3 protein-coding genes and 2 pseudogenes are annotated in these 9,043 nt (G+C 63.1%); 1 reads left to right on the forward strand and 4 read right to left on the reverse strand.

All coding sequences use genetic code 11. The features are described from left to right. Positions 1 to 217: pseudogene (locus NKJ15_RS32475) on the forward strand (IS91 family transposase); the annotation flags it as partial. A gap of 440 nt (positions 218 to 657) precedes the next feature. Here NKJ15_RS32475 and NKJ15_RS32480 read toward each other — a convergent pair. From NKJ15_RS32480 to NKJ15_RS32495, 4 genes and pseudogenes are all read right to left on the reverse strand, one after another. Beyond that, entirely contained in the window at positions 658 to 3,861 is a 3,204-nt protein-coding gene (locus tag NKJ15_RS32480) for a WD40 repeat domain-containing protein (RefSeq protein ID WP_352819780.1), read from the reverse strand. 101 nt (positions 3,862 to 3,962) lie between these two features. Beyond that, a pseudogene (locus NKJ15_RS32485) lies at positions 3,963 to 5,207 on the reverse strand (adenylate/guanylate cyclase domain-containing protein); the annotation flags it as partial. A gap of 403 nt (positions 5,208 to 5,610) precedes the next feature. Then, positions 5,611 to 6,714 carry a calcium:cation antiporter gene (locus tag NKJ15_RS32490; RefSeq protein ID WP_352472676.1) on the reverse strand — a complete coding sequence of 368 codons (1,104 nt, stop codon included), beginning with the start codon at positions 6,712 to 6,714 and terminating at the stop codon, positions 5,611 to 5,613. Between the two features lie 85 nt (positions 6,715 to 6,799). Then, complete coding sequence (locus tag NKJ15_RS32495) at positions 6,800 to 8,566, reverse strand: AMP-binding protein (RefSeq protein ID WP_352819782.1); 1,767 nt, start codon at positions 8,564 to 8,566, stop codon at positions 6,800 to 6,802. Positions 8,567 to 9,043 lie beyond the last annotated feature (477 nt).

Consider the following 9,043-nt stretch of genomic DNA (forward strand, 5'->3'; position numbering starts at 1 on the left):
CGCCACCTCCGCCCGCAAGGCCAGCCTCGCACTCGCGCGCGAACTGCTGAACGTCGATCTGCCGCCCCAAGACGACACTTCGGAAGAACCGGCTGACGTCCGCTGGCCTTGCCCTTGCTGCGGCGGGCGCATGGTCGTCATCGAGAGGTTCGAACGGTGGTGCCAGCCTCGTGCACCGCCTGCCTCAAGGGCGCCGAACCGGGAGAACGCCCCATGACCCGGCATGGACCGTTTGTCCACACGGCCGCGCCACGCTGGCGCCGGTCAACGGGATGTTATGTGCACGTTGCCGTGACGCCGGTCGTCACGCACACCAATCCCGTCGGAATCAACGCTACAGGCTCTGCGACCTGGCCCGGAAGCCGCTTCCACGACATGCCCACCGCGTCCTATGCGGAAGTTCGCGACAGGCGCTGGCACACCCCGAAACACAAATCCCCATAGCTCACCGCCTGCGGCCCGCGGGTTCCTGCATCAGAGACTTTCGTACGCCTGACGGCACCCGAAACCCTTCAGCAATGTCGGTCATTCAGCCGGCCCCTGCCTTCCTTCAGAAGCGGACTTCCCTGGTGTCAACACGACGGGCGAGGTTGCGCCAGCTTCGGACCCTCTGGATTCGTTTCATCTCGCTGCTGACACGACTGCTGCAACGCCAGCTTAGCTAGGGCAGTCCTCGGCATCATCTGCCACGGGCAGGAAGAAGCGCTTACGCTCGCAAGAAGTGAGTTTTCGGTGCACGACGTCTTGAGCATAGGCGATGAGGTCCTCTGGCGACGTGAAGACGCGGATCAACTGCACGCTATCTCCGCCTGAGACAGCTGCGACCTGTGTGCCATCCGAATTGAATGCGGCCCGCGTGACCGCCGGGACGATCGTGCTGGTGTCATGCTGGCCAACAAGGAGCGCGAGTTGCTGACCCGTGTCGGCAGACCACAGCCTGACAGACCGCTCACGGTAGGACGACGTCACCGCATATTGTCCGTTGGGACTCAATGCGACGTTGTCGATGCTGGCATTGCCCCCCGTGAGGACAGACCTTTCCTTCCCGTCCTTGACGCTCCAGATGCGAACGGTTCCATCTCGTGAGGCAGTTGCCAGCGACCTGCCATCGTTGCTGAAGGCAACATTTGTCACCGGCCCGCCGTGTCCCTCCAACGTGGCGGCAGCTTCCCCTTCCGCGACTGACCAGATTTGCGTCGTTCCGTCAGAAGAACCAATGGCGACCAATCGGCTGTCGGGACTGAAAGCCGCTGCGCTGATGCGGTTCTCGTGTCCTGGAACACCTGTGATCTCAGTGCCGTCCATCTTCCAAAGCCGCGCTGTATTGTCGTTCAACGTCGCAAGGACCAGCTTGCCATCCGGGCTGAACAAGGCATCCTGCAAATCCGCTGTGGTTTGAAATACTGTCTTGGCAGCGCCGGTCGAGGCGTCCCAGAGCCGCACAGTTCCATCGACCGAAGCGGATGCCAGGAACGAGCCATCGGAACTGAATTGGACCTGGACGACCTTGGGATCATGACCTTCCAGCGCTGCCGCTTCGCGACCGCCTTTGGCCTCCCACAGCCGAACCACGCCGTCGTTGGACGTCGTGGCAAGACGATGCCCATCAGGGCTGAATACCGCAAGCTTAAGCAAGCCTTCCGTGCCGGGCGCGAGCGTCGCAACCAAATTGCCACTTGCAACATCCCAGACATGCCCCACGACACCGCTTCCCGTCACGACGCGCGCCCCGTCAGCACTGAATACTGCGAACCTGCGCGCGGTTTCGTGACGCAACGTGGTCGTTAGCACACCGTCGACGTCCCAGATGCGCGCGGTTCCGTCGTGCGACACCGTGAGAAGGCGACGGCCATCGGGGCTGAAGGCGACCTCCTCGATCAGCGCACTATGCCCGTGGAGGATCGAGACCTGCGAGCCGCTCTTGACGTCCCAGATACGGGAAACGCCGTTCACCGACGCGGTGGCGAAAAGTTCGCCGTCAGGGCTGAACGCGCCGTTGACGTCGAGATATTGATAGGAGATTCCGGCATTGAGCGCGCTTGCCCTGGTTTCTTGGCCGAATATGCGGATCAACTCACCTGTCCTTGTATTCCAAAGACGGGCGGATCCGTCGATGGCAACGACTGCCACAAGGCGGCCATCGTGACTGAAGGTCCCTTGATGGCCAGCACTCGGTGATCCGGGGAGAGCGGCAAGTCCCGACAGATCCGCCAGACTCCAAAGACGAGACGTGCCAGTCCAGGCGACGGTCAGGAGTTGGGTCCCGTTCGGACTAAACTCGATGCCAGTAACATTGTCTCCGCGAACCGGAATCGTGCCGATCGGAGTGCCGTCGTTCGCATTCCAAATTTGAACGTCTCCGTGGAACTGGACGGAAGCAAGCATTTGACCGTCGGGACTCACCGCAAGAACGGTAGATTGCCAACTGGCTCCCGGCAATCTGGCAATCTCGGTGCCGTCCCGAGCGTTCCAGATCGTCGGCGCGGCAAACTCCGAAGCAGTAAAGATCCGCGTTCCGTCGCGGCTGAAAATCGCGGCGTGGACGTCACCGGTCTGATTGAGGACGTAGAGCTGCTTGCCGGTCGCCGCATCCCAGACCCTTGCAGTGCCGTCGACCGAGCCAGTGAGGACTTGTCTTCCGTCCGGGCTGAACACTGCCAACTTTAGCACGCCTTTATGGCCCTTGAGGATGGCAAGCGCCTTTCCGTCGGCGGTGTTCCAAACTCGCGCGGTCTGATCGAAGGAAGATGTAACGACGCGGTCTCCTTCCGGACTGAAAGCGCCGTGGGTGACGGCATCTTCATGGCGAAGGACGGCGAGTTCCTGATACCCGGACAGAGCTCTGAACAGGGCGGCTTCGGCCTCGGTCACATAGGGCCGTTCGGTCGTTTCTCCCTTCTTGGGAAGGGCCTCCAGCGCCAGAAGGATGGCAAGCTCGCTGTCCCCGGCGGACGACAGTTGCAGCGAGATCGACGAGAGCGACCGTGACTGGTTGCGCAGCGCGAGGTCTCTCGCCGCTATTGCGTCCTGGGCATTCTCGTCGGCGCGCTCTGCCTGAAGGCTGGCCTCGTGTTGTCCCCAGAATCCGGCGATCGCGCCGGCGCCTGCCACGACCGCCAATGCAAAGGCGACAATAGCGGTGTAACGCGTGCGGCGCGCAAGCCGTGTCGCCGCTTCCGCCACCAGGCTGCGGCGTTCCGCTTCGCGCTCAAGGCGCTCCCGTTTGGTCGCCTCTTCGGCCTCTATGCGCGCACGATCGGCCTGTCGCTCCCTTTCCGCGACCGCCATCTGAGCCAACAATGATGCTTCTACATACTGAGCTACTTGATCGTCGACGTCCTCTCGCCGCGACACTAGCAATTCCTCGCCCTCGGCAAGTCGTATGCCGGCGGGCAGAAGCAGGTCGGGATTCCTGTTGTCGGCATGCCAGCGGCCGGCATCGGTTCGCAGCCGGGCACGCGTCTCCAGAAAACTTCGATCAGCGTTGACGATGTCGCGCGCGCGGGGCCAACGGCTCAAAAGCGCCTCGTGGGCGACGCGGACGACTGCCTGCCCTTCAAGGTTCTCGTCGGAAACGAGAAGCCGAGCCGCGATCAACGCGTCGAGAAGTGCAGCTTGTGCGGGCGTTCGCGCCATGTTGTCGCGGACCGCCGGGGCCGCGGCGACTGAATTGTCGCCGAGACGAACCGTCGTCAGCGCGCGAAGGACGGTTGGCAGCGCATCCTGAACCGTGGGCGACAACGCCTCGACCACTTCGTCGGCCCGGCGCGCGATCGCGCCCTCGAGGCCTCCAAGCGCACGATAGGCTGCGAAGGTAAGCAGGCGTTCTGCTCGGCCGGCTTGGTAAAGTGCTTCGAGCACGAACTCGAGCAGTGGTAGGGAACCGGGTCGGCCGCTGTCGCCTCCTGAAGCACGTCCTCCAGTCGGCCGCGGTCTTTCGTTTCCTCAAAGCGCAGGCCCGCCGCGCTTGCGGGTTCACGGATGATCTTCGAAATCTCGGCCCCGGTCGGAGGCAAGAGTTCGTAGCTGCTCAGGCCATCCTTCAATGCCGAGAAACCCGGGACCTCGCCGCACCGATGGAAGAAGTCGCCGCGAATCGTCGCGATCACCCATACAAGTCCGCTAGTGGCGAACGCTGAAAGCAATCGCACGAACAAAGCGCGCGAGGCTGGTTCCGTTTCGGTTGTGAAGAGTTCCTCCATCTGATCGACGGCTAGGACCAGACGCGCCTTACCCGGGCCGCCACTGGAGGGGGTCGAGGCGAGCGCCGAGCGGACAAAAGCCAGCGCCCGATCGGGATTGTTCCGAAACGTCGCCGCCAACTCGGTCGCCGTCCCGTTTTCGGCAAGTTCGGGCAAGGCTTCGGCGCGGAGCAACGCCGCTGACAGAGACGTGATCGCGTCAGGTCCCTCGGACGGACGCATGACGCAACGCCGCCAGAGCAAGATGCCCGGCACCGCGCCACGTTGCGTGACGGCCGGAATCAGCCCGGCGCGCACGAGCGAGGACTTGCCGGAGCCGCTCATCCCGTAGATGAGCAGGAAGCACTTGCCCGCGACCGCGAGCTGCTCCAGTCGCTCAGTGCAGATAGCGATCGCACGGCTCCGCCCGAAGAAGAGATCGGCGTGCTCGAAATCGAAACTGTCGAGGCCGCGAAACGGCGAGCTAGTTGGTTCCTCAGACGTGACGGGCACGCGAAAAGCCCGAACCGGCCGCGCAATGTTCTTTAGGCGCTGCTCACCCAGGTCAACGAAATCTGCTGCAAGACGGTCGCGAACTTGCATCTGGATAGCGTCAGAGACGCAGATGCCGCCCGGAAGCGCCAGCCCCTCAAGGCGGGCGGCGACATTCACACCGTCACCCATGAGATTGTCGCCATCAACCACCACGTCGCCGAGGTTGACTCCAATCCGGAATCGCATGCGCCCTGGCCCAGGCAAGTCGGCGTTGAGCCGATCGATCGCCAACTGGATGTCGATAGCGCACCGAACCGCACCTATCGCGCTGGCGAATTCTGCGATGACGCTGTCGCCTGCGCTTCCGAAGATGCGTCCATCGTAGCCGGCAATTAGCTTGTCGATCGCTTGTCGATGGACCTTCAGGGTAGCAAGGGTCGTCTCTTCATCTTTGCCGACAAGTCGGCTGAACCCCACCACGTCGGCAGCGAGGATGGCAGCTACTTTCCGCTGAACGCGATCGACGGGCATCCCCGCTCCTGCGGCACATCGTTTATCATCCTACCCTAACAGCTTTCGAACCCGAAAGGGCGCTTGATCGGCCGCATCGCCCCGCTTCGGTGGAAACGGACAGTCTGAGGAATGTCGCCTTGGGTCAGTTCACGACCTCCATCCAGCGGGTTGAATGTCTGCAATCTTCGTTGCGAAGCCAGAAGCTGCCAATCCGCTCGCGGCCCCTATCGAGACGTTCAAGGCCTTGGTGCTAAGCGTCCGCCCATGGCGCAAAGGAGAAAAATTGGCGCCCACCCCTCACGCCGTCTTTGCCGAACTTGTGCGGCTTGCCTACTTCGGAACTCGGTGCGGAAAACGTGTGGCTGCTCGGCCGAGAAACAGTCGTCAGAATCTGCCTGCCCCCTTGCTCGCCCCCCAACCCTCACGGCACAAATATCAAAAACACCCAGGTAAAAAATACCACGAGGTGCACCAAGCCGGTCAGGAACGTCGTCCTCTCCGTGCCGAAGCTCACATTGCAGATGAAAAGCGCCAGGACCAAAAGCACCGTGTCGGTCGCCGGCAGGCCCAGGGTCAGGCCTCTTCCGGTCAGCAGGCTGGCGGCGGCTATGCCGGGTATTGTCAAACCGATCGTCGCGCAGGCCGAGCCCATGGCGACGTTCAGGCCGCGCTGCAGCTCGTTGCTGAGCGCGGCACGAACCGCCGAAATGGCCTCCGGCATCAAGACCAGCGCGGCGATCATTGCGCCGACAATGGCATCGGCCTGCGGCACCTGGTAGGCGACGAGCGCGTCCTCGACGCTGGCGGCGACCTGTTCGGCGAGCATGACGATGCCGATCAGCCCGATCAGCAGGAGAACGGCGCCGGCGGCGACGCTTTCGTGAGCGTCGGCTCGCACCGCGGCGCCATGTGCTTGCCCGTCGATGAAATCGTCGCGGTGGCGGACAGTCTGCGCGAACAGAAAACCGGCATAAAGCAGCACCGAAAGCACGCTGACGAAGCCGAGTTGCGCCGCCGAGAACGTGCCGGGATCGGTGGTTCGCGTGTAGGTCGGCAGAATGAGCGTCATGACGCTCAGCGCGACCAGTACCGCCAGATAGGCGCTGGTTCCTTGGCGGACGATTGCCTGCTTGCGATGGCGCCAGCCGCCAAACGTCAGGCACATGCCGACGACGCCGGTGGACGTGATCATCACCGTCGAGAACACGGATTCGCGTGCAAGCGTCGGGTTGTTGGCGCCGTGCAGCATGATGGAAACGATGATCGACACTTCGATTGCCGTCACGGCGATGGTCAGCACCAACGTGCCGTACGGCTCGCCCACCCGCCGGGCCACCGCCTCGGCGTGGTCGAGCACCACGAAAATGGTGGTGAACATGATCGCGCTCGACAGCGCGCCGATAAATATCCTGGTGCCCAGCGACCCTTCGTCGACCGACACCCCGCTGGCCCTGACCGCGACAGCCATCGCCAGCGCGGCCAACGGCATGCCGTAGGAAACCGCCGATCTTGCGAAACCACTCATTCCAAGCCCCTTCCGCAAGCCCCTTTTGCAAGCCTCTTCTGGGCAAGCCTCGTCTGCGAACCCTGCGAAAGCCCGAAGCGCGCCCTCAAGCCGTCTTCTGCGTCACCAGTCCCAGTTCGTCGACCATCGCCTGGCGCATCAGGAATTTCTGCGGCTTGCCGGTCACCGTCATCGGCAATTCGGTGCGGAAGCGGATGTAGCGCGGTATCTTGAAATGGGCGATCTGGCCGGCGCAGAAGGCCTTGATCTCCTGCTCGGTGGTGATCTGGCCGGGCTTCAGCACGATCCAGGCGCACAGCTCCTCGCCGTATTTCGGGTCGGGAATGCCGAACACCTGCACCTCCTTGACCTTCGGGTGGCGATAGAGAAACTCCTCGACCTCGCGTGGATAGACGTTCTCGCCGCCGCGGATGACCATGTCCTTGACCCGGCCGACGATGTTGCAATAGCCCTCGGCATCGATGGTGGCGAGGTCGCCGGTGTGCATCCAGCCGTCGGCGTCGATGGCCTCGCGGGTCTTCTGCTCGTCGTCCCAATAGCCCTTCATCACGGAATAGCCGCGCGTGCACAGCTCGCCCGGCGCGCCGACCGCGACGGTGGCGCCTTCGGCGTCGATGGCCTTGACCTCGACATGCGGATGGACGCGGCCGACGGTCGAGACGCGCTTTTCCAGGGGATCGTCGACGCTGCTCTGGAACGACACCGGGCTGGTCTCGGTCATGCCGTAGGCGATGGTCACCTCAGCCATATGCATCAGCGACACCACCTTCTTCATCACCTCGATCGGGCATGGCGAGCCGGCCATGATGCCGGTGCGCAGGCTGGTGAGATCGAAGGAGGCGAACTCCGGATGGTCGAGCAGGCCGACGAACATGGTCGGCACGCCGTAGAGCGCGGTGCAGCGTTCCGTTGCCACCGCCCTCAGCGTGGCGCCGGCATCGAACCCCTCGCTGGGGAAAACCATGGTCGCGCCCTTGGTGACGCAGCCCATCGTGCCCATCGACATGCCGAAGCAATGATAGAGCGGCACCGGGATGCACAGCAGGTCGTCGACGGTGAGCCGGATTGCCGCGGTGACGAAATTGCCGTTGTTGACGATGTTGTTGTGGGTCAGCGTCGCGCCCCTGGGCGCGCCGGTCGTGCCGCTGGTGAACTGGATATTGATGGCGTCGTCCGGTTTCAGCCCCGCTGAAATCCGGTCGAGCCGGTCATGCTCGTCGCGGCCGGCCATCGCCAGCACGTCGGCGAAATTGAACATGCCCGGCGAATTGTCCTCGTCCATGCGGATGACGGTCTTCAGCGCCGGCAGTCTGTTGGCGTCGAGCTTGCCGGGGGTGGCCTTGGCGATCTCCGGCGCCAGCGTTTCGATCATGCCGAGATAGTCGGAACTCTTGAATGTGGCGGCGGTGACGAGCGCTCGGCAAGCGACCTTGTTCAAGGCATATTCCAGCTCGACCAGCCGGTAGGCCGGGTTGATGTTGACCAGGACCAGGCCGATGCGGGCGGTGGCGAATTGCGTCACCAGCCATTCCCAGCGGTTCGGCGACCAGATGCCGACGCGGTCGCCTTTCTCGAGGCCGAGCGCCAGGAAGCCGGCGGCGAGCGCATCGACCGTGTCGGACAGTTCGTCCCAGGTAAAGCGCTTATGCTGCTCGACGAAGACGGCGGCATCGAGCGTGCCATATTTGCCGACCGTATCGGCAAACAGCGCCGGGATGGTCAGGTTGAGCAGCGGCACGCTGCGCTCGCCCGAGACATGCGCCGTGCCGTCGACCGGCGCAATGAACGAACCGCCATCGCGCTTGGAGCGCAGGTTGGTTGCATTCTTCAACTCGTCGAGATTGATCGGCATCGCCGTGTCCTCCGCAGACAGGCCGAGCCTATCAGCCCGGCAGGGTGGTGGAAATCCCGTCCATGGTGGGGCTGGGTGGGAACTCGCCTGTAAGGGCCGAAAATAAAAAACCCGCCTCGGCGGGCGGGTCTTCGGGGCCAATTGACACTATAGGGAGATTAGTAGCATAGCTGCCGGCACAAAGCAAGAACAAAATTGCTGTACGTCAAGAAAATCGCGTCAGGTTGGCACTGCGGCCAAGCTGCCAATCTCCCTCCTTGAGGGGGAGATGGCCGGCAGGCCAGAGGGGGTCGCCGCGCGCGGAGCTCCAGCCTGTTCTGTCGGTTAGGAGAGTCGCGTCAAGACGTACCGACCCCCTCAGTCGCCTTCGGCGACATCTCCCCCTCAAGGGGGTGTTTGGACCGGAGACATCGCGAACAGGTGTGCGAGGACATCGCGAACAGTTTGGCGCGCTTTGCGCCGGGAGGTTCGGGATGC

The organism is Mesorhizobium sp. M0207 (assembly GCF_040321995.1).
GTDB lineage: Bacteria > Pseudomonadota > Alphaproteobacteria > Rhizobiales > Rhizobiaceae > Mesorhizobium.